Raw genomic sequence first — 20,678 nt, 5'->3', positions numbered from 1 at the left:
CCTCGCGCTCAGACCGCCTCACGCTTGATCCGGCGGCGCTCGCGCTCCGAGAGCCCTCCCCAGATGCCGAACCGCTCGTCATGCTCCAGCGCGTACTCCAGGCACTCGGCACGCACCTCACATGAGCGGCAGACCTTCTTGGCCTCCCGGGTGGAGCCCCCCTTCTCCGGGAAGAACGCCTCCGGGTCGGTCTGCGCGCACAGCGCGCGTTCCTGCCAGCCGAGCTGCTCCTCGGCGATGCCGTCTTGTGCGATGACCAGGTCGGCCACTGCACACCTCCCTGCCGCCCGCCCGCGAATCCGAGCCCCCCTATGAACGCCTCCCTCCTACCCAGCAGGCGGAAGGCGTAACAACACGTGTGTAATTACACGCGCGTGGCCTGTGTGACGTCAAGCGGCATGCCGAAGTCCGGGGAAAGACCCGCTCTCCCCGGTCGGTGTGTCACGGCTCCTCGCCACGAGGGCGAGCGGCAGGCGATCATGACGATCGCCTGGTCGTTCAGTGCTCCCGGCGGTCGGAACCGTACCAGGACATGTTCTGCTCCTGACCGGGGCCCACCCTTTCTCTATCCGTGCTTTCCTCCCCCGTGACCTGCCCCGAGCGCTCCGGCTTGTAGATCGCGGTCGGGTCGATGGTCGGGCGGGAGTCCCACGGCCTGATCCCGGGGTCGGGATCGTTCAGCGGGTCCCCCCGGTAGGCACCGGAGCCGAGGCGCATCGTCGACTCCTCCTGCGCGTCCCATTGCTCGCCGCCCTGCTGCTGGTACGGCTGCTGCCCCTGCTGCTGGTACGGCTGCGCCGCGGGCGGCGTCTGGTGGGTCTGCGGGTGCCCGAAGGGGTCGTCGTAGCCGCCGGTCTGCGGGCCCGGGGAGGAGGTGTACTCCGGGACGCGCAGCTGCGGCTCGGTCCCCTGCGCCTGCTGGGCGTAGCTCTCCGCCTGCTGGTATGCCTGGGCGATCTGCTGGGAACGGGGGTCCACCGGGGCGGGCGCCTGGTAGGGCGCGCCCTGCTGCTCGGCCTGCCGGGCGAACTCGCCGCCGGAGTATCCGGTGAGCGGCTGGCCGTAGTTCTCCGGCGGCTGCGGGAAGGACTGCTGCGGCCGGCCGTCGAAGGCGGTGTGCGCCCCGGTCTCGGCCGGCGGGGAGTAACCCTCCTGCGGGGAGTAGGTCTCCTGCGGGGGCGTGTAGAACGGCGTCTGCTGCTCGGCCTGCGGAGCGTGACCGCCGCCCGTCCCGCCCTCGGCCTGCTGCCGGTCGTAGCCGGGCAGCCCGCCGTCGGCCGGGCGGTCGTAGCCGGGCAGCCCGCCGTCGGCCGGACGGTCGTAGCCGGGGAACCGCTGCTCGCCGTGGGCCGGGAGCCGGCCGTGGTCGGCCTGGACGGCGTAGGGGGCGGGCTGCTCGTACGGCGTGGCCGCGTGCTGGACGTCGGCCGCCACGTACGGGCCGGGCGCGTACGGCTGCTCGGCCGGGGCCGCGGGCGCCTGCGGGGGCAGGGAGGGCTGCGTCGGGGCCGGGTTGTAGACCGGAGGCTGCGCGCCGTACCCCTGGTCGCCGGACGGCGGCGCGTAGGCGGCCGGGGCGTGGCCGTCGCCGGACGGGGCCCCGTAGGAGGAGACGTAACCCTCACCGCCCTGCGGCGCGTAGGCCGGGGCGTGCCCGTCGCCGGACGGCGACGCGTAGGAGGGAGCGTGTCCCTCACCGGCCTGCGGATAGGCCGGCGCGTGTCCCTCGCCCGGCTGCGCCGGGTAGGCGGTGGTCGAGGCGGACCGGAGGTGCTCCTCGGACCCGTTACCGCCGCCGTGCCCCTCGGGGGCCATCGGGTTCTGGGCGTCCTGGGAGCCCTGGGTGCTCTGCGCGGGCGGGAGCGCCGGCAGGCCCCGGGGATGCTGGGGCTGGACGTGGGGGCCGGGCTGGGCCTCCTGCGGCCGGAAGCCCTGCTGCGCGCCCTGGTCCGGGAAGCCCTGGTCCGGGAGGCCGTGCTGGGCGGCGGACATCTGCTCGGCGGGCCCCTGCGGAACCCCCGGCCCCTGGAAGCCCTGCCGGCCCTGGGGGAAGCCCTGCTGACCCTGGTGCCCCTGCTGGCCCTGGTGGAAGGCGGCCTCCTGCGGCTGGAAACCCTGCTGGGGGGCCTGCGGGAAGCCGGGCTGCTGGGGGGCCGGGTTCTGCGGGAAGCCCTGCGGGAACGGCTGGTCCTGCTGGACCCCCGCGTGCCCGGCCTGCGGAGGCGCCGGGAAGGACTGCTCCTGCGGGCGCTGCTCCTGCATGCCGCCCAGGCCGCCGACGGCGCCGAGGCCGTTCCCCTCGGTGAACCCGGCCGCGGGCCGGGCCCTGGGAGCGGCGGCGGCCATCCGGGGCAGCAGGTGGAGCAGCCCGACGGCGGCGAGCGCCAGCGCCGGAACGTTGAGGAGGAGGAACTCCAGCAGGCCCATCACGCTGTCACCGGCGAACAGCCCGCCGATCAGGCCGATCGCGCCGAACAGCGTCATCAGGCCCAGGGCGGCCACGGCCACCTGGGTCATGAGCTTCAGCCGCGCGGCCGGCGGGCCGAAGTGGCTTCCGAGCAGGACGCCGCCGACGAGGAGCGCGACGAGCACCGGGGAGGTGAGGCCGCTCAGGACCGCCTGCGCACGGACGGCGAAGGTCGCCTCGCTGTAGCCGGAGAATCCGAACAACAGCCGCGTGACGCCGAAAAGGACGCTCAGGGCCGCCGTGGCGACCATGAGCCACGCGGCCGGTCCGCGGAGCCGGTCAGCCTCGACGTTGTTCACAACTACCCCCACCGGGTCGTCAGGTAAATCCGAGCCAGTTTTGCACATGGCCGACTTACGTGTCGGAACTCTCCGCAACCTCGCCAGCCCCACAAGCCAACCATTAAGGACGCTGCCATATATTTCGGACAGCCGTATCGGCGCTCCCGCCTGCGCGGACGGCCCTCCGCAACGATCACGACAAGGCGGCCGCCGCCCCGCGCAGATTCTGCCGGACCGGCGGCCACGAGGCAGTGGAAGACTGGACGTCATGCGCATCGTGTCCCTCGCCGGCGGTATCGGCGGCGCCCGCTTCCTGCGCGGCCTGCGCGCCGCGGCCCCCGACTCGGAGATAACGGTCATCGGCAACACCGGTGACGACATCGTCCTGTACGGCCTCCAGGTCTGCCCCGACCTGGACACCGTGATGTACACCCTCGGCGACGGCATCGACGAGGAGCAGGGCTGGGGCCGGCGTGACGAGTCGCACGCCGTCAAGGAGGAGCTGGCCGCCTACGGCGTCGAGCCCCAGTGGTTCGGTCTGGGCGACCGCGACTTCGCCACCCACATCGTGCGCACCCAGATGCTGCGGACCGGGTATCCGCTGTCCGCGGTCACCGAGGCCCTGTGCGCCCGCTGGGAGCCGGGCGTGCGGCTGATCCCGATGACCGACGACCGCGTCGAGACCCACGTGGTCGTCTCCGACGAGCAGGGCCGCCGGGCGATCCACTTCCAGGAGTGGTGGGTGCGGATGCGCGCGTCCGTCCCGGCCGAGCGGATCGTCCTGGTCGGCGCCGACGAGGCCCGGCCCGCCCCCGGCGTGCTGGAGGCCGTCGCCGAGGCCGACGCGGTGATCCTGCCGCCGTCCAACCCGGTGGTCAGCATCGGCACGATCCTGCAGATCAAGGGCATCCGGGAGGCTCTTGAGGGCAAGACGGTGGTCGGGGTCTCCCCCATCGTCGGCGGCGCCCCGGTCCGCGGCATGGCCGACGCCTGCCTCACCGCGATCGGCGTGGAGACCACCGCCCAGGCCGTCCTGGAACTGTACGGCTCGCCGCTGCTGGACGGCTGGCTGGTCGCCGAGGAGGACGCCGGGGTCCGGCTCGACGGCGTCCGCGTCGAGGCCCGTCCCCTGATCATGCACGACGTCGAGGCGGCGGCCGCGATCGCCCGCGCCGCGCTCGACATGGCCACCGGCCTCGCGGCCTCCCGCGGCCGGGCCGCCGGAGCACCGGACGACGCCGGGACACGAGACGAAGTCGCCGGAGCACCGGACGACGCCGGGGCACGGAGTGAGGCCGCCGGGACGCGAGACGAAGAGGAAAGATGAGCAGGACCCGCCGCAAGCAGGACGAACAGCCCGTCGAGACCAGGTTGGAGGTCTTCCCCGTCCCCGGGCTGCCCGAGGTGCGGGAGGGAGACGACGTCGGCGCACTGATCGCCGCGGCCATGCCCGACCTCCGTGACGGCGACATCCTCGTGGTCACCTCCAAGATCTCCAGCAAGGCCGAGGGCCGGGTCCGCCGCGGTGTCGGCCGGTCGGAGGCCATCGCCGACGAGACCCGGCGGGTCGTCGCCCGGCGGGGCGAGACGGTGATCGCCGAGACCTCGCACGGGTTCGTGATGGCCGCCGCCGGGGTGGACGCCTCCAACTCCGAGCCCGGCACCGTCGTGCTCCTCCCGGTCGACCCCGACGCCTCCGCCGTGGCCGTCCGCAGGAGCGTCCGGGAGCGGCTCGGCGTGTCGGTCGCGGTGATCGTCTCCGACACCTTCGGCCGCCCCTGGCGCAACGGCCAGACCGACATGGCCGTGGGCGTGGCCGGGATGCCCGCCGTACTCGACTACCGGGGCCTGTCCGACGACTACGGCAACCCGCTGGAGGTGACCCTGACCGCGATCGCCGACGAGTTCGCCGCCGCCGGCGACCTGGTCAAGGGCAAGATCGCGCAGACCCCGGTGGCGGTGATCCGCGGCATGGCGGAGTACACCACCGAGGAGGACGGGCCGGGCGTGCGGGAGCTGGTCCGCCAGTCCGAGGACGACATGTTCCGGTACGGCTCACGCGACGTGGTCTTCGCCCGCCGTACCGTCCGCGGGTTCGCGGCCGAGCCGGTGGACGGCGCCAAGGTCCGCCGGGCGGTGGAGGCGGCGATCGCCGCCCCGGCGCCGCACCACACGACGCCCTGGCGGTTCGTGCTGCTGGAGTCGGCCGGGACCCGCCTGCGGCTGCTCGACGCCATGCGGGAGGCGTGGATCTCCGACCTGCGGGGCGACGGCTTCTCCGAGGCGTCGATCGAGCGGCGGATCAGGCGCGGGGACGTCCTGCGGGCCGCGCCGTACCTCGCGGTGCCCTGCTTGGTCATGGACGGCTCGCACACCTACCCCGACCCGCGCCGCGCGGCGGCCGAGCGGGAGATGTTCGTGGTCGCGGCGGGCGCGGGGGTGCAGAACTTCCTGGTCCAGCTCGCGGTGGAGGGCCTCGGGTCGGCCTGGGTGTCGTCCACCATGTTCTGCCGCGACGTGGTCCGCGAGGTGCTGGACCTGCCCGCGACGTGGGACCCGATGGGCGCCGTGGCGATCGGCCGCCCGGCCGCGCCGCCGCGCGAGCGGGCCCCGAGGAAGGCGGACGACTTCATCGCGGTCCGCTAGGTTCCGTGAATCTCGCCACGGCGAGAAGGTCCGCGGAACAGAACCTGGACGAGCAGGCCCGGCGCCCCTCGTCGCGCCCGCGGCCTGCACGGACTCGGATCCACCCGCCTGGACGGCGCACCGTGCGCCACTCGTCGCACACGAGGAGTAGCGGCCGCCGCAGGGGGCATGACGTCTCGGTGAGTGAGTCCCCGGAGTCCGGCTACCGCCATGGTGACGGGCTGACGCAGCCCCCGGTGGAGCCGGAGCCCGAGCTTGAGGATGCCTTCGACCGCCTGGTCGACGAGGGTTCGGGGCGGCTGGCGCGGCCGTGGTCGACGCTGGTGGTGACCGGCCTGCTCGGCGGGATCGACATCGGCACCGGGGTATTGGCGTACCTGCTGGTCGAGGAGGCGACCGGGTCCACGATTCTGGCCGGGCTGGCGTTCAGCATCGGGTTCGTCGCGCTGGTGCTGGCCCGTAGCGAGTTGTTCACCGAGAACTTCCTGGTACCGGTGGCCGCGGTCGCGGCCCGGCACGGATCTCTGGGCGGACTGGCCAGATTGTGGGCGGTGTCGCTGGTGGCCAACCTGGCCGGTGGGTGGGGAATCGCCTGGTTGATCATGCAGGCCTTTCCCCGGCTGCATCCGACCGCCGTGAAGGCCGGCACCCACTTCGCGGAGCTTGGGGTGAACCTGCGTTCGTTCTCGCTCGCGGTGCTGGCCGGCATGGTGATCACGCTGATGACCCGGATGCAGCACGCCACCGACGACATCGGGGTCCGGCTGGTGCCCGCCGTGCTGTTCGGCGCCCTGCTGGCCGGCGGTCAGCTGTTCCACAGCGTGCTGGACTCGATCCTGATGTTCGCCGCCCTGATCACCGGCCGGGCTCCGTTCGGCTACCTGGACTGGCTGGCGGCGTTGGGCTGGGCCATCCTGGGCAACCTCGTCGGCGGCGTCGGGCTGGTGACCTTCCTGCGGCTGGCGCGGGTGCCGCACCGCCTCGCCGAGGAACGCGGCCACCAGCGCTGACGACGCGCCGCGGCAGGGCCCGTGGCACGGGGCCCCGGGCCGGGAGCCCGGGCCGGGAGCCCGGAGCCGGGGCACGGGACACGGACCGGCCAGCGGAGCCCGTACTCCGGACCCGGACCCGGAACCCGGAACCCGGAACCCGGAACCCGGAGCCGGGAATCCCGCCCTTCCGACAAGAAAGATTGTCGGATACAGTGGTGGCATGCTTGATGTGGCGGTGATCGACGACCCGGCCGCGGCCGAGGTCTCCCTGGACCCGATCCGGGTCCGGCTGCTGGCCGAGCTGGCCGAGCCGGCCTCGGCCACCATGCTGGCCGCCAAGGTCGGCCTGCCCCGCCAGAAGGTCAACTACCACCTGAAGACCCTGGAGCAGCACGGCCTGGTGGAGCTCGTCGAGGAGCGCAGGAAGGGCAACGTCACCGAACGGGTGATGCGCGCCACCGCCTCCTCCTACGTCATCTCCCCGGTCGCGCTGGCCTCGGTGGCGCCCGACCCGTCGCGCGCGCCCGACCGGCTGTCGGCCCGCTGGCTGCTGGCCGTCGCCTCCCGGCTGGTGCGCGACGTGGGCGAGCTGATCAGTGGCGCGACCAGGGCGAACAAGCGGGTGGCGACGTTCGCCATCGACGGCGAGGTGCGCTTCGCCTCCGCGGCCGACCGCGCCGCCTTCGCCGAGGAACTGTCCGGCGCGGTCACCGCGCTGGTCGCCAAATACCACGACGAGACCGCCGAGGGCGGGCGGCCCCACCGCCTCATCGTCGCGATTCATCCGCGCGTCGACCCAGAATCGGTGCAGACTCGGACCACCGGGTCCGACGGCACCGAGGAGAGTTGATGCTGCACGAGTTCGATCTGCACAAGGAGATCACCCTTCCCGCCACCCCCGAGGAGGTCTGGGAGGCCATCGCGACCGGTCCCGGCATCGACTCGTGGTTCATGGGACGCAACGAGGTCCTCGGGGGTGAGGGCGGCAGTACACGGCTGACCGTCGGCGGCATGACCGAGGGCTCGACCATCACCGCCTGGGAGCCGGGCAAGCGGTTCGCCCACCGCGGCGAGGAGGCCCCCGACGGCAGGTTCATGGCCTTCGAGTACCTCATCGAGGGACGCGACGGCGGCAGCACCGTGCTGCGCCTGGCGCAGAGCGGCTTCCTCGGCGACGACTGGGAGGCCGAGTACGAGGCCATGCAGGAGGGGTGGGACATGTACCTCCACACCCTGGCCGCCTACCTGCTCCACTTCCCCGGCCGCACCGCCACGGCCGTCGTCTCCGCCTTCCGCCCGGGCTCCGCCGACCAGGACCGCGCCTGGTCGCTGCTCACCGGCGCGCTCGGCCTGCCCGGCGACCCCGCCGCCGGCGACCCGGCCCGCGTCACGGTGGACGGGCTCGCCCCGGTCGAGGGCGTGGTCGACTACGCCGCCGGACCGTCCCTGCTGGGCGTGCGCACCGCCGACGGCCTCTACCGCTTCATCCACTCCGGCCCGACGCGGGGCGACGTGATGGTCCTGGGCCACCACCTGTTCGCCCCCGGCGCCGACGCCGCCAAGGCCGAACGCGCCTGGCAGGACTGGCTCACCGCCCTGTTCTCCTGATCACCGGCCTGTCCCACCCGGAAGCCGGCCCATCCGCCGCTGGGTCCTCTCCCGCGAGAGGGCTCGCGGCGGATGCGTACCACGGTCGCCTATCCGTGTCGCGATCTGGACGGGCGTGGAGTCACCCGTTTTCGTCCCTGGACGCGTCCGCTTCCCGCCCATCGATGCCCAGCGCGACCAGTAGACGCCACACGTCGGTGGACGGATCACGCTGGAGGATCGGGCAGTCCGGGGCGTGCCCGGAACGGGCCGTCCACGTCCGTGGTGACCACGGCCCGGCATCGCGGCCGACCGGCTCAAACCGCGCGCCATCGGGATCACAGTCTCCCCGGGCACAGGAGCCGACCAGGCTCCGGGCGTGTTTCACCGCTCTCCCCTCCTTCGAATTCAGAGCGTCACGCCGGGCTCCCCTGACGTTCTTGTCGCCTCTCCTGTCGTAGTCCTTGAAGGCGTCGGCGCCCTTCGCCCGCCGTAGCTTCTCGACCACGAGTCCGCTGCTGCCGCTCTGTGCCCCGGCGAACGGCTGGAAGTGAAGCAGAAGCCACAGATCGAACGACGGATGCGAGAACGCGACCTCGACTTTCGACTCGGCCGCGACTCTGATCGCCTGTGGGATGTCATCCCACTGATCGCGGTCGAAAAGCGCCCATGCCTCGTCCTCACGGGCGACCTTCCGGGCGGCCTCGACGACCCCGGAAGGGGTCATCCCGTTCTTACGGAAGACCGGCTGGATCTTGAAAGACCGCCTCTTCCGGTCGTCGCCCTCTCCGAACCGCTCGTTCAGGTACTCCAGGTAGTCCGGCTCCGTGGACGCACCCTCGCAGGCCACATACAGCACTCGTACCCCGCGCGAGCGCGAACCGGATCTCGGAGCCAGTGACCGCTCGTCCTCCAGGCGTCCACGCCTTCTCCGTGCCGTCCGACTCTCGCCCTTGCCTATCGGTCCGCTCACGCCGTGGCCTTCGTCTCACGTCCGGACAGCCCACGGACGATCTTCCCGGCGGTGACCCGGGGTACTCCGCCGTAACGACCGCGCAGATAACCTCGCTCCAGGTTTTCCTCCTTGCGGGGCTTGACCTCCGTAAGCGGGTAGATCTCCGTCTCCCCCGAGCCCCGCTTCGCCGTGATCCACACCTGGTCACGGTTGAGCGGCCGGTCGAGCACCTCACTGCCTAGCAGGGTCGCGTCATGCGTCGTGAAGATGAGCTGGGCTCCGTGCGGGTTGGATGCGGGATCCTGGAAGACCCGCACGACCTCGGCCACGAGCGCCGGGTGAAGGCTGGAGTCCAGTTCGTCCACCAGCAGGACCGATCCCTGGTCGAGCGCGGTGAGCATGGGCCCCAGGAAGGCGAACCAGGCATGGGTTCCCATGGACTCCTCCGCGTGGAAGTCCAACGGCGTCTCCCCACCGTCCGGAGTACGGTGCCACAACCTGACCTCGCCGGTCTCGGGGTCCGTATCGAGGCGGGTGATTCCCAGATCTGCCGCTTGCAGCAGCTCCGCGATCCGTTGACGGTGGTCTCCCTCCTGGCTCGGGTGAGCCAGGCGCCATCTGGTCCAGCGCAGCCGGGTCTCGATGTCTCTGCCCGGAGACACCGGCCACAGATGGCTCAGAAACCACCCGTGCACCGCCGACAGCTGGGGATCGTTGAGAGTCGCGCCAACCGACAGGAACAGGGCGTTCGGACGGGTCAGCCGGACCAAGGCGTCCCGCTCTCCCCTGAAGCCCTCTCCCCGGAAGACGAACTCCCCGCCCTCCGCCTCCGGGCGGCCCGCCTCCCGGTCGAACCAGACATTGCGGCGACCGTGCGGGTACGCGTGCAACCATTCCGCCTCCACCCGCTCGTCCGACAGTTCGAAGCCGTAGGTGTAACGGACGGGGTCCCGGCCCATCACGAGATCGATCTCGAACAGCGTCGTCTCCCTGCGGGAGGCGGGATCGAGCTTGAAAGGCTGGCGGGGAACCGCCTCCGGGATCTTGGCCCAGTCGGCGAAAGAGTCGCGCACAGCGTCACGCATGAGCTGGAAGCCGCTGAGCAGGTTGGACTTTCCCGACGCGTTGGCCCCGAACACGCCTACCACCGGCTGCACCGAGACGTCCCGCCCCCGGTGCTTGAGACCGGTCTTCCGAGCCGAGCCCTCATCGAACTCCGTGGCGATCAAGGACAGTTCGTGCTCGTCGCGGACGGACCGGTGGTTAGCCAGCCTGAAGCGGATCAGCACCGTTGAACCTCCCTACCAGAACAGGGAATTCCGTCCCGTCATCTATCCTCTGACGCAGAAAACCTGCACAGAAAATCATATGGCAGCTACTTCTCGGATGTCAGCGAATGACTCGCGGTCGCTAAGGTCCCGTGGCGCCGTACCATCATCCGGTGCCGAGCTCCTACCGGTTCATCCACTCCGGCCCGGAGCGGGGCGACGTGATGGTCCTGGGCCACCACCTGTTCGCCCCCGGCGCCGACGCCGCCAATGCCGAACGCGCCTGGCAGGACTGGCTCACCGCCCTGTTCTCCTGATCGGCCGGGGATCTCCTCCTCATCACTCCCAACCCTGTAATAGATCCGGAAATCCGGACATGGGTGGGTGTTGACCACTCAAGTGAGGAGACCGGATGGGAAGGGATCCCGAGCACCGGTTCGTGGAGATCTACGAGTCCGCCTACGCCTCCATCCTCGGATACGCCCTGCGCCGTTGCCCCGACCCCGACGACGCCGCCGACGTGGTGGCCGAGACGTTCACGGTCGCGTGGCGGCGGATCGACGAGGTGCCCCAGGGGGAGGAGGCCAGGCTGTGGTTGTTCGGCGTGGCCCGGCGGGTGCTGGCCAACCACCGGCGCGGTGAACGGCGGCACGAGCAGCGGACGGCGGTGCTGCGCGGGCAGCTCGCCGCCTCACCGGTGCTCGATGAGCCGTCCGTCGAGGACTACTCGCGGGTCGGGAAGGTCCTGCGCGGCCTGTCGGACGGCGACAGGGAGCTGCTGACCCTCGTCGCGTGGGAGAACCTCGACACGCGGGAGATCGCCCGCGTCCTCGGCGTCTCCCGCAACGCCGCGGCCGTCAGGCTCTACCGCGCCCGCAGGCGCTTCGCACGCGACCTGGCCAAGGCCGGGATCGACCACCCGGGCCTCATCGCCGTCGAAGGGAGACCGCTGTGAACATCGCCGACCTCGCACGGGTACGGAACGACGACCTGGCCCGGGATCCGGCCGGGCAGGCCACGGGCGCCGGGGCACGCGCGCTGATGGGATCGATCATGTCGGAGGAGCGGGCGCCGGCCGGGCGGCCACGCCGGAGCCCGCCGATCCGGCGCGGCCTGACGCTGGGCGCCGCCGCCGGGCTGGCGGCCGCGCTGGTCGTCGGAGTCGGGCTGCCCTGGGGCGGCCCCGCCACGGAGTACGCCAACGCGGCCGTCTCACTGAAGCGGACCGACAGGTATCTCACCGTCTCCGTCACCGACCCCGACGCCGACGCGGCGGCCTTCGCGGAGGCGTTCAAGGCCGTCGGGCTGGACGCCACCGTGGAGAAGATCCCGGTGCCGCCCCGGATGGTGGGCAAGATGTTCGGCCCCCACCTGGTCGGGGACCTCCCGCCGGGCACGGGGGTGACCTACGAGCCGGAGGGGCCCTGCGGATCCGCGTGGTGCGGAAAGGTGACCTTCCCCGCCGACTACACGGGGAAGATCTCCGTGCGCATCGGCCGACCGGCCGCGCCCGGCGAGCCCTACGCGGGCCTGTCCACCGTCAACGAGGCCGTCGACACCGCGTCCGTGGACGGCTATCCGGTGCGGGGCAGGACGGTCGCGGAGGTCAGGGCCGAACTGGCCCGGCGCGGACTGAAGATCCGGTACTTCCTGATGGAGAACAACGCCGACGGCAGCGGCGTCAGCTCCCCCGTCGGCCCGGACCGGATCAAGGACGACTACATCGTCGCGATGGCCACGCCGTACAGCTCCGACACCGTGGAGCTGCACGCCGGCCCGGACTCCAACCCGTTCCTACGCGATCTTCGCCGCGGGGACTGAACCGGCCGAGCCGGCCGGGCCGGACGCCCGGTGCCGAGCCGGGCGTCCGGCACCGAACCGGCCGCCCGGATCAGCGCGTCTCCAGCGGGAGCGGGGACCGTACGCTGCGGCAGACGCCGTCGCTCGCCGCGGCGGCGGCCAGCCGTTCCGCGTCCGGCACGCCGTAGGAGGTGGTGCGCTGGCGGACCGGGCGGCCGGTGGGGGCGACCATCGCCGCGATCTCGGTGATCGTCTTGAAGGAGCCGTTCTCGGAGCCGGCCATGCGGCTGATCGTCTCCTCCATCAGCGTGCCGCCGAGGTCGTTGACGCCGCCCTGGAGCACCTGGCGGCACAGGTCGTCGCGGAGCTTGACCCAGGAGCACTGGACGTTGGCGATCGCGCCGTGCAGCAGGACGCGGGCCAGCGCGTGCACGGCCCGGTTCTCCCGCGCCGTCGGGCCGGGCCTGGCGATCCCGGCGAGGTAGATGGGGGCGCTGGTGTGGACGAACGGCAGCGGCACGAACTCGGTGAAGCCGCCGGTCTCCTCCTGGATGCGGCGGATCAGCCGGATGTGCCGCACCCAGTGGGCGTGGGTGTCCACGTGGCCGTACATCATCGTGGCCGTCGTCGGGATCCCGAGCCGGTGGGCGGTGGTGATCACCTCGACCCACTCCGCGGCGGGCAACTTGCCCTTGGTCAGCACCCACCGCACGTCGTCGTCGAGGATCTCGGCGGCGGTCCCCGGCAGGGAGTCCACGCCCGCCGCCCTGGCCCCGGCGAGCCACTCCTCGACGGACACGTTGAGCCGGCTCGCGCCGTTGACGACCTCCATCGGCGAGAAGGCGTGCAGGTGCATACCGGGCACCCGGGCCTTGACCGCGCGGGCGAGGTCGAAGTAGGCGTCGCCCGGCAGGTCGGGGTGGATGCCGCCCTGCATGCACACCTCGGTCGCCCCGGCCTCCCAGCCCTCCCAGGCGCGGTCGGCGACCTGCTCCAGGCTGAGCGTGTAGGCGTCGGCGTCGGTACGGCGCTGCGCGAAGGCGCAGAACCGGCAGCCGGTGTAGCAGACGTTGGTGAAGTTGACGTTCCGGTTGACGACGTAGGTCACGTCGTCCCCGGCGGCCTGGCGGCGCAGGTCGTCGGCGATCCGGCACAGCTCGTCGAGAGCGGCGTCGTCCGCGCCCGCGCCGTCGGCGTCGCCGGCGGTGTCGAGGAGGACGAGCGCCTGCTCCTCGGTCAGCCCGGCCGGGTCGGACGCGGCCCGCCGCAGCGCCTCCGACACCTCCCCCAGCAGCGCCGCGGGCGCCCGCCCGGCGCGGTCCCCGGACGGCGGGCCCGCGGGCAGGCGGTCCCTCAGGGCGTCCCAGTCGCCGTAGACGTGGTCGAAGTCGTCGCGGCGGTCGCGGCTGCGCCCCTCGGTGTCCACGGCCGTGTGCAGGTCGGTACGGCCCGCCGCGGCGAATCCGCCGTCCGGCTCCTGCCAGGGGCGGCCCGCCGGCGTCACGCCCTCGCGGGCCAGGCCGGTCTCCGGGTCGGCGAGGGCGGCCACGTGCCCGCGCAGCCGGGGGTCGAGCCACGGCTCGCCGGCCAGCACGTACTCGGGGTAGATCGTCAGCCGCTCGCGCAGGGCGAACCCGGCGGCGGCGGTGCGGGCGGCGAGGTCGTCGATCTGCGGCCAGGGGCGTTCGGGGTTGACGTGGTCGGGCGTCAGCGGGGAGACGCCGCCCCAGTCGTCGATGCCGGCCCGGATCATCAGGGCGTGCTCGCCGTCCACCAGGTTGGGCGGGGCCTGCAGCCGCACGCGCGGCCCGAGCACCAGCCGGGCCACCGCGATCGTGGCGGCGAGTTCCCGCAGGTCGGCGTCGGGCATGCCGCGCATCGCCGTGTCGGGCTTGGCGCGGAAGTTCTGGACGATGACCTCCTGGAGCCCGCCGTACTCGCGGGCCACGGCGCGCAGCGCGAACAGCGACTCGGCGCGCTCGGCGACGGTCTCGCCGATGCCGATGAGGACGCCGCTGGTGAACGGCACGTTCGTGCGCCCGGCGTCCTCCAGGACGCGCAGCCGTACCGCGGGGTCCTTGTCGGGCGAGCCGTAGTGGGGGCCGCCCTTCTCCTCGAACAGCCGCCGCGAGACGGTCTCCAGCATCATGCCCATCGACGGCGCGACCGGCTTGAGCCGCTGCAGGTCGCGCCAGGACAGCACGCCCGGGTTCAGGTGCGGCAGCAGCCCGGTCTCCTCCAGGACCCGGATCGCCATGGCGCGGACGTAGGAGAGGGTGTCGTCGTAGCCGTGGGCGTGCAGCCACTCGCGGGCCTGGGGCCAGCGGTCCTCGGGCCGGTCGCCGAGGGTGAACAGCGCCTCCTTGCAGCCCAGCTCCGCGCCTCGCCGGGCGATGTCCAGCACCTCGTCGGGGCCGAGGTACATGCTCTCCAGCCGGTGCGGGGCGACGGCGAACGTGCAGTAGCCGCACCGGTCGCGGCAGAGCCGGGTCAGCGGGATGAAGACCTTGCGGCTGTAGGTGACGACCCCCGGCCGTCCGGCGGCGGCGAGGCCCGCGTCGCGGACCCGCCCGGCGTGCTCCAGCAGGGCGTCGAGGTGCTCTCCGGTCGCGTGCAGCAGGACGGTGGCCTCGGTGACGTCGAGGGTCTTGCCGTCCCGGGCACGGGCCAGGGCTCGCCGCATCGCGGTGTCGGTGGGGTTCACGCTCATGGGGGCACATTACGGCCCGGCCCCCGGCCCGCCCGCCGCGGGTCCGGATCACCCCCTCGACTCTTCAGCAAAGCTGAATCGTCAAGCCAAGGAAATCTCGATAGACGTAAATGCATGCGTAAACATATATTGGAGGAGTTCCCCCCGGAGATCCCTCACAGGAGTCGATGATGATCTGGTTTCTTCTCGCCCTCGGCCTCGTCGCCGTCCTCGGCCCGCTGGCCGGAGCCGACTCGCGCGACGGCCGTGACTGGCAGCCCACCCCGGCCTTCGCGGACCGCCTCCCGGCCAGAACGCTCAGAACGAGCGGAAGTCGCGCGCGGCGAGCCGCGGCCCGCGAGCGGGCGGCCGCTCACCGCACAGCGCCAGCAGCCGGCTGACCCGGTGCCGGTGGCCCCGGTAGGGGGCCAGCAGCCGCAGCATCCCCGCGTCGTCGGTCCGCTCCCGCGCCAGCGACCAGCCGACCAGCGACGGCAGGTGGAAGTCGCCCACCGACACCGCGTCCGCGTCACCGTGCGAGCGCTGCCGCACCTCCGCGGACGTCCACACCCCCACCCCGGGCAGCGCCCGCAGCAGCCGGTCGGCCCCGGCGCTGTCCGAGACCGCCTCCAGCTTGGCGGCGTGCCACGCGGCGTTCGCGATCGTCCGCGCCCGTACGGCCTCGGCCCCCGCCCGGTGCCAGTCCCACGAGGGGATCGACCGCCACACCTCGGGGGCGGGGAAGACCCGCATCCCCTCGGGTGCGGGGCCCGGGGCGGGCTCGCCGTACCGGTGCAGCAGCCACCGCCACGCCCGCCACGCCTCGGCCGTCACGACCTTCTGCTCCAGTACGGCGGGCACCAGCGCCTCCAGCACCCGGAACGTGCGCCCGATCCGCAGTCCCGCGTGCCGTCCGGCGGCGACGCGGACCACCTCGTGCGCCGGGACGAGCCCCTCGGGGTCGTCGCCGTCGCCGAGCAGCGCCGGCAGGGTCTCCAGCAGCCATCCGGCCCCCGCTCCCCACGCGGCGCCGCTGACCCGGCCGTGCCGCAGCGAGACCCGGAGGGTGCCGGGCCCGTCGGGGGTGCGGGACGTCCGCCAGACCGCCCCGTCGGGGGTCATCCGCCAGGCGGGATCACCGACGCCCCGCCGGTGCGGCGCCAGGGTCAGCTCCAGCTCCAGCGGCCGGTCCAGCGGCCACTCACGCCGCTTCGGCCCGCCGCCCGCCGCCGGGCCGGTCCGGACCGGAGCCGTCCCGGTCCCGGACGGACGGAGCGCGTCACCGGCTGGTCCGAGCGCCTCGCCGGGCGTCCCGACCGGCCGCGTGACCGCCCCGGAGCCGCCCGCGCCGCGCGGCGGCCAGGCCGAGCCGGGACCCCTGCGGAAACGCCCTCCCATGCCGCTTCCCGCCGCTGCCCGTGGCCCGGGTCAGACGTCGCTGGAGAAGCGGACGGCGCACTCCGGCAGCACCACGCCCGGCCAGAGGCGGCTGCCCGCCAGAAGCTCGTTGCCGGGGCCGACCACCGCGCCGTCGCCGATCACCGCTCCCCGCAGGACCGCGCCCGGGAAGATCTCGGCGCCGACCCCGATCACCGAGTCGACCACCGTAGCCCCCTCGTGGACCACGCACTCGTCGCTCAGCACGCTGCCGGAGACCTGCGCGCCGGACTCCACGACCGCGCGGGCGCCCACCGTCGAGCCGCCCTCGACCTTCGCCTCGGGCGAGATCACCGCGCCGGGCAGGGCGAGGAACTCACCGGTGGGACCGGGCAGGGCCGGCGAGTGGAGGCGGCCGAGGACCAGGTCGCGTGAGCCCTTGACGAACGCGGCGGGCGTGCCCACGTCGAGCCAGTAGGAGGCGTCGGCGTACCCGAGCACCGGGGCGCCCGACTCGATCATCGAGGGGAAGGTCTCCCGCTCGACCGAGACGACCTCGCCGGCCGGGATCGTGTCGATCACCGAGCGGGTGAAGACGTAGCAGCCGGCGTTGATCCGGTTGGTGACCGGATTGGGGGTCTTCTCCAGGAAGGCGGTCACCCGGCCCTCGTCGTCGGTCGGCACGCACCCGAAGCGCGTCGGGTCGTCCACCTCGGTCAGGTGCAGGGTGACGGCGGCCCGCCGCTCGACGTGCAGGGCGACCTGCGCGCCGATGTCGTGACCGGACAGGATGTCGCCGTTGAGCACCAGCACCGGCGCGTCGGGGCCGCAGGTCAGCGCCTCGGCGGCGTTGCGGATCGCGCCGCCGGTGCCGAGCGGCGTCTCCTCGGTCATGTACTCCAGCGAGAGACCGAACGCCGAGCCGTCCCCGAACGCCTCGGAGAACATCTCCGCCCGGTAGGAGGTGGCGAACACGATGCGCCGCACGCCGAACGACCGGGCCCGCGAGAGCTGGTGCGCGAGAAAGGGAACCCCCGCCGTGGGCAGCAGCGGCTTGGGCGTGCCGAGGGTCAGCGGACGGAGGCGCGTGCCCTGTCCACCGACAAGGAGGATCGCCTCAAGATCCGGCAAAGGGGTTTCCATCATCCCGCGAGGTTAGCTCACTATTCGGCCGCGCGCCGATACGACACGACGTGCGCCTCGGCGGAGGCCTCCCAGGTGAACTCCCTGGCACGGGCCGGTCCGGCCGCCGAGAGCGCCCGGCGGCGCTCCCCGGAGGCCAGCAGCGCGCGCAGCGCCTCGCCGATGCTGACGTCGTCCGGCTCCGTGTAGGCTACCGCGTCGCCTCCCACCTCCGGCAGCGAGGTGCGGTGCGTGGTGAGCACCGGGGCGCCGCAGGCCATCGCCTCCAGCACCGGCAGGCCGAAGCCCTCGCCCCGGGAGGGGAAGGCCGCCACCGCCGCCCCGCCGAAGAAGCCGCACAGGTCGGTGAAGGCGAGATACCCCGGCATCAGCACCCGCAGGCGCGACGGCGCCTCGCGCACCGCGTCCTCCACGCCGGAGTCGCGGGCGCCGGCCGCGCCCCCGGCCAGCACCAGCGCGGGGGGCGAGGGCAGGTCGCCGACGGCGCGGACGAAGCCGCGGACGAGGTTCGGGACGTTCTTGCGCGGCTCCAGCGGGCCGAGGAAGGCCACGTAGGGGGTGCCGTGCAGGCCGAGCCGGTCGGCGGCGTGCCTGACCTCCCGCGCGGACGGCGGGTGGAAGAGGGCGGGGTCCACGCCGTGGTAGGCGACGTCGATCCGGGTCGGGTCGGCCGCCAGCACCCGGACCAGCTCGTCCCTCGTCGCCTTGGAGGGCACGATCACCCGCGCGGCGTGCCGTACGGCCGTGCGGGTCGCCGAGCGGAAGAAGGACGCCTTGAACGGGTCGTGCTGGGCGGGCTCGGTGAAGCAGGTGACGTCGTGGACGGTCACCACGGTCGGCAGGCCCGAGCGCAGCGGCATCGAGTAGTAAGGAGCGTGGATCACCGTGGCGCCGACCTGCCGGGCCAGGACCGGCAGCCCGGTCTGCTCCCACGCCAGCCTGGCCGCGCGGTTGGCGATCCGCAGCGGGCCGGTGAGGATCCGCGCCGACGGGGCGAGCGCGGCGTACCGCTCGCCGTCGGCGCGCTGGCAGACTATCGCGAGGTCCGCGCCGCCCCGGTCGAGGGCCGCGACCAGCCCGTCGACGTATCTGATCAGTGCGCCGCGATCCGCAGGGACCGCGGCCGCGTCCACAAGCACCCGGAACGTCACCGAGGATCACTCCCCCCAAAGGGTTCGGTGGGATGCGCGCGGAAGGGCCGCCCCTCTCCAGTCCCTCACTCTATTGCCAGAGCCTCAGGAAACGTGCGACGAATCACACGAGTCCTCCCCGTGCGGCTCACCCGGATCCTCCCGTACGGCCCACCCGCGCTCACCCGGCTCGGACGGGTCCTCCCTGCACGGCCCACCCGGGTCCCATACGGCTCAGGCGGGTCCGCGGCTACTCCCGGCCCCGCAGGCCCGGCCCGCCGGCCACCCGGGTCCCATACGGCTCAGGCGGGTTCTTCCCGGGCGGCGTCGTGCGGGGAGGGCACCTCGCGCCGCGCCGCCAGCCCCGCCGCCCCCGCGCAGACGAGGTCGCCGATGATGATCACGACCCGGGAGCAGAGCGCCACCGCGATGGCCGACCCCCGGTCCAGGACCGGCGCCATGACTGCCACCATCGCCACCTCGCGCACCCCCGCGCCGGCCGGGACCACGAACGTCATGATGCCCAGGCACCACGACAGCGCGAACGCCCCGATGGAGAACAGCACCGCCGACATCCCGGAGGGGCCGAGCTGCGTCACGAGCACCGCCAGGTGCAGGCCGTAGGCGATCCAGCCGATCGTCGCCCAGCCCAGCGCGGTGAGCATGCCCCGGCGGGTGAGCGGGCGCTCCAGCGGCCCGCGGCCCAGCTTGCGCAGCCCGAACCCGAGGACCGCGTTGACCACGCGCGGCTCGAACGCCACCGCCAGCACCGGTACCAGCAGGAACACCCAGGCGTACGGCATCGCCGCCCCCGGCAGGGCGACCAGCAGCGTCACCGCCGAGACGACCAGCCCGCTGGCCAGCTGCACCGGCAGCGTCAGGAAGAACGCCGCCGCGCTGCGCGGCCGGGGCACGCCCAGCTCCCGGCCCATCTCCATCTGCGCGAGCACCGGCCACAGCGAGCCGGGGATGTACTTGCCGAGCTGACCGACGAAGAAGACCTTCGCCCCGGCGCGCACCGGCAGCGGCGAGCCGAGGTCGGCCAGCAGCGCCCGCCACGTCATCATGCCGCCGCCCAGCGCCGCGACCACCGCGACCAGCGACAGCACGAGCGACGGCCAGGACAGGCGGGCGAAGCCGGCGCTGATCTCCGTCCACTGCTTCGCCACCGCCCACGCCCCGAACCCCAGGGCGACGAGCAGGAACGCGACGCGGACCAGCCTGCGCAGCGGCCTGGCCCGCCCGGCGGGCCTGACGGCGTCCTCTTCCCCGCGGCCCTCGGGCCTCTCCGTCGGCATGCGGCCTCCCCCGGCCGTCACGGCCCGGCCACGGGACTCACGGGATCTCCCATGGGGCTCACCGGGTGGCCACCGGTTCGGGCGGCTGGGGCAGCGGCGGCCCGGCCGGGCGGCGGCCGCCCTTGGTCGCCACCCACAGGTAGGTCGGCACCACCGGCAGCAGCGCCCGCAGGACGGGGCGGGGCAGCCGGGACAGCACGGCGGTGGCCGCGCGGCCCGCGACGCCCGGGAACAGCTCCGACCCGGCGAAGGCGGCGGGGGTGGCGAGCACCGGGAAGGTGTAGTCCCACACCGTGAACCCCCGGACCATCCTCCGCAGGCCGCGGCGGGTGCGGTAGCGCTCGTAGTAGCTGTCGGCCCGGCCGGAGAGACGCACGTAGCGGTCGGCCAGCGCGGGCGGCAGGTAGGACAGGAACGGCAGCTTGTAGTGCGGCTCCATCACCCCGAGCCGGTTGCCCAGCCCGAGGTACAGGACGCCGCCGTCGGCCAGCACCCGGTGCATCTCGGCCATGATCGCGTCGGGGTCGACGACGTGCTCGTAGATGTGGTTGAACACCAGCACGTCGACCGAGGAGTCGGGGAACGGCAGCGCGGTGCCGTCGGCGCACACGAACCGGACCCGGTCGCCGAACCGCTGCGCCGCCCGGCGCAGGCCGGGCACGTCGATGTCGACGCCGAAGGTGCGGCGCGCGCCCGCGGAGGCCAGCTCGTCGGCGATGAACCCGGCGGAGCAGCCGATGTCGGCGACGGTCAGCCCTTCGAGGACGTCCTTGTCGCGGCCGAGGAAGTGGCCCAGCACCGCCACGATCTTCGCGGCCTTGCGGCGGCGCTTCTCCTCGTCCAGCATCGCCGCCTGGAACTCGGAGTACTCGAGCTGGGCCTGACGCTCCCCGCTCGCCCCGCCTCCTGGCCTCCCGCTCGCCTCTCCGCTCACAGAGTCGTCCACCGCTTCCCACTCGCCCCGCGCCGTCACCCGGCGCGTCCGGCCCGTCGTCCGTCGTCGGTCGCCCGGCGGCGCGTTCTCGTCCGCGCCGCCATGCCGCCC

General features: G+C 73.2%; 18 protein-coding genes. 8 read left to right on the top strand and 10 right to left on the bottom strand.

Annotation, left to right across the window (positions count from 1 at the left end):
• Positions 1–8 precede the first annotated feature (8 nt).
• Entirely contained in the window at positions 9–269 is a 261-nt protein-coding gene (locus AB0D67_RS02650) for a WhiB family transcriptional regulator (protein ID WP_179819442.1), read from the bottom strand.
• A 229-nt stretch (positions 270–498) separates the two neighbouring features.
• Positions 499–2,778 carry a hypothetical protein gene (locus AB0D67_RS02645; RefSeq protein ID WP_362929104.1) on the bottom strand — a complete coding sequence of 760 codons (2,280 nt, stop codon included), beginning with the start codon at positions 2,776–2,778 and terminating at the stop codon, positions 499–501.
• A 238-nt stretch (positions 2,779–3,016) separates the two neighbouring features.
• Between AB0D67_RS02645 and cofD the strand changes: the two genes are divergently transcribed.
• The 5 genes from cofD (at position 3,017) to AB0D67_RS02620 (ending at position 7,994) form a co-directional block, all read left to right on the top strand.
• The gene (cofD, locus tag AB0D67_RS02640; RefSeq protein ID WP_362929102.1) at positions 3,017–4,075 is read left to right on the top strand and encodes a 2-phospho-L-lactate transferase; all 1,059 of its coding nucleotides are present in this window, start codon (positions 3,017–3,019) and stop codon (positions 4,073–4,075) included.
• Complete coding sequence (locus AB0D67_RS02635; protein WP_362929100.1) at positions 4,072–5,394, top strand: coenzyme F420-0:L-glutamate ligase; 1,323 nt, start codon at positions 4,072–4,074, stop codon at positions 5,392–5,394. Before cofD ends, AB0D67_RS02635 begins: the two co-directional genes overlap by 4 nt.
• 179 nt (positions 5,395–5,573) lie before the next feature.
• Positions 5,574–6,404, top strand: a complete 831-nt coding sequence (locus tag AB0D67_RS02630) for a formate/nitrite transporter family protein (RefSeq protein ID WP_362929098.1) — start codon at positions 5,574–5,576, stop codon at positions 6,402–6,404.
• Positions 6,405–6,606: 202 nt separating this feature from the next.
• Positions 6,607–7,236, top strand: coding sequence for a helix-turn-helix domain-containing protein (locus AB0D67_RS02625; protein WP_362929096.1), 630 nt, complete (start codon positions 6,607–6,609; stop codon positions 7,234–7,236).
• Complete coding sequence (locus tag AB0D67_RS02620; RefSeq protein ID WP_362929094.1) at positions 7,236–7,994, top strand: SRPBCC domain-containing protein; 759 nt, start codon at positions 7,236–7,238, stop codon at positions 7,992–7,994. The genes AB0D67_RS02625 and AB0D67_RS02620 overlap by 1 nt, the downstream gene beginning before the upstream one ends.
• A gap of 121 nt (positions 7,995–8,115) precedes the next feature.
• On the opposite strand, the gene AB0D67_RS02615 is transcribed toward AB0D67_RS02620, so the two are convergent.
• On the bottom strand, positions 8,116–8,832 hold the full coding sequence (locus AB0D67_RS02615; RefSeq protein ID WP_362929092.1) for an RloB family protein: 717 nt from the start codon (positions 8,830–8,832) through the stop codon (positions 8,116–8,118).
• Positions 8,833–8,942: 110 nt separating this feature from the next.
• Positions 8,943–10,217, bottom strand: a complete 1,275-nt coding sequence (locus tag AB0D67_RS02610; protein ID WP_362929090.1) for an ATP-binding protein — start codon at positions 10,215–10,217, stop codon at positions 8,943–8,945.
• A gap of 152 nt (positions 10,218–10,369) precedes the next feature.
• On the opposite strand from AB0D67_RS02610, the gene AB0D67_RS02605 reads away from it, so the two are divergent.
• The 3 genes from AB0D67_RS02605 (at position 10,370) to AB0D67_RS02595 (ending at position 12,017) form a co-directional block, all read left to right on the top strand.
• The gene (locus AB0D67_RS02605; protein ID WP_362929088.1) at positions 10,370–10,513 is read left to right on the top strand and encodes a hypothetical protein; all 144 of its coding nucleotides are present in this window, start codon (positions 10,370–10,372) and stop codon (positions 10,511–10,513) included.
• Positions 10,514–10,608: 95 nt separating this feature from the next.
• Entirely contained in the window at positions 10,609–11,151 is a 543-nt protein-coding gene (locus tag AB0D67_RS02600; RefSeq protein WP_362929086.1) for a sigma-70 family RNA polymerase sigma factor, read from the top strand.
• Complete coding sequence (locus AB0D67_RS02595; RefSeq protein WP_362929084.1) at positions 11,148–12,017, top strand: hypothetical protein; 870 nt, start codon at positions 11,148–11,150, stop codon at positions 12,015–12,017. The genes AB0D67_RS02600 and AB0D67_RS02595 overlap by 4 nt, the downstream gene beginning before the upstream one ends.
• A gap of 70 nt (positions 12,018–12,087) precedes the next feature.
• Here the strand turns inward: AB0D67_RS02595 and AB0D67_RS02590 are convergent, their stop codons facing one another.
• The 6 genes from AB0D67_RS02590 to AB0D67_RS02565 all read right to left on the bottom strand — a co-directional run bounded on the left by AB0D67_RS02590 (position 12,088) and on the right by AB0D67_RS02565 (position 20,579).
• Positions 12,088–14,706: a bifunctional FO biosynthesis protein CofGH gene (locus tag AB0D67_RS02590; RefSeq protein WP_362929081.1), complete on the bottom strand. Its 2,619-nt coding sequence runs from the start codon at positions 14,704–14,706 to the stop codon at positions 12,088–12,090.
• Positions 14,707–15,003: 297 nt separating this feature from the next.
• Positions 15,004–16,083 carry a DNA-3-methyladenine glycosylase 2 family protein gene (locus AB0D67_RS02585; protein WP_362929079.1) on the bottom strand — a complete coding sequence of 360 codons (1,080 nt, stop codon included), beginning with the start codon at positions 16,081–16,083 and terminating at the stop codon, positions 15,004–15,006.
• A 30-nt stretch (positions 16,084–16,113) separates the two neighbouring features.
• The gene (locus AB0D67_RS02580) at positions 16,114–17,208 is read right to left on the bottom strand and encodes an NDP-sugar synthase (protein ID WP_362929077.1); all 1,095 of its coding nucleotides are present in this window, start codon (positions 17,206–17,208) and stop codon (positions 16,114–16,116) included.
• Positions 17,209–17,225: 17 nt separating this feature from the next.
• On the bottom strand, positions 17,226–18,356 hold the full coding sequence (locus tag AB0D67_RS02575) for a glycosyltransferase family 1 protein (RefSeq protein ID WP_362929075.1): 1,131 nt from the start codon (positions 18,354–18,356) through the stop codon (positions 17,226–17,228).
• Positions 18,357–18,637: 281 nt separating this feature from the next.
• The gene (locus tag AB0D67_RS02570) at positions 18,638–19,633 is read right to left on the bottom strand and encodes a lysylphosphatidylglycerol synthase transmembrane domain-containing protein (protein ID WP_362929073.1); all 996 of its coding nucleotides are present in this window, start codon (positions 19,631–19,633) and stop codon (positions 18,638–18,640) included.
• Between the two features lie 58 nt (positions 19,634–19,691).
• Positions 19,692–20,579: a class I SAM-dependent methyltransferase gene (locus AB0D67_RS02565; RefSeq protein ID WP_362929071.1), complete on the bottom strand. Its 888-nt coding sequence runs from the start codon at positions 20,577–20,579 to the stop codon at positions 19,692–19,694.
• Positions 20,580–20,678: the final 99 nt, after the last annotated feature.

It is taken from the genome of Streptosporangium sp. NPDC048047, assembly GCF_040653115.1.
Taxonomy (GTDB): Bacteria; Actinomycetota; Actinomycetes; order Streptosporangiales; family Streptosporangiaceae; genus Streptosporangium.
The sequence above is the reverse complement of the archived record's forward strand: the minus strand, read 5'-3'. Positions and strand labels throughout refer to the sequence as shown.